At 49.3% G+C, this 734-nt stretch carries 1 rRNA gene; it reads right to left on the bottom strand.

Annotated elements, in window-relative coordinates:
* A 16S ribosomal RNA gene (locus NW213_RS16760) occupies nt 1–734 on the bottom strand; the annotation flags it as partial.

A 734-nucleotide genomic window follows, 5' to 3' on the forward strand; every position in this document is an offset into this window, starting at 1 on the left:
CTGTCTCCAGATCATTCATGCATAATTTAAGCCCGGGTAAGGTTCCTCGCGTATCATCGAATTAAACCACATGTTCCTCCGCTTGTGCGGGCCCCCGTCAATTCCTTTGAGTTTCACCGTTGCCGGCGTACTCCCCAGGTGGGATACTTAATGCTTTCGCTTGGCCGCTGACTGTATATCGCCAACAGCGAGTATCCATCGTTTACCGTGTGGACTACCAGGGTATCTAATCCTGTTTGATACCCACACTTTCGAGCATCAACGTCAGTTACGCTCCAGCAAGCTGCCTTCGCAATCGGGGTTCTTCGTGATATCTAAGCATTTCACCGCTACACCACGAATTCCGCCTGCCTCTACCGCACTCAAGAACGCCAGTTTCAACTGCAATTTTAAGGTTGAGCCCCAAACTTTCACAGCTGACTTAACATCCCGTCTACGCTCCCTTTAAACCCAATAAATCCGGATAACGCTCGCATCCTCCGTATTACCGCGGCTGCTGGCACGGAGTTAGCCGATGCTTATTCATAAGGTACATACAAAACTCTACACGTAAAGCACTTTATTCCCTTATAAAAGAAGTTTACAATCCATAGAACCTTCATCCTTCACGCTACTTGGCTGGTTCAGGCTCTCGCCCATTGACCAATATTCCTCACTGCTGCCTCCCGTAGGAGTTTGGACCGTGTCTCAGTTCCAATGTGGGGGACCTTCCTCTCAGAACCCCTATCCATCGT

It is taken from the genome of Bacteroides sp. ET336 (genome assembly GCF_024733815.1).
GTDB lineage: Bacteria > Bacteroidota > Bacteroidia > Bacteroidales > Bacteroidaceae > Phocaeicola > Phocaeicola cellulolyticus.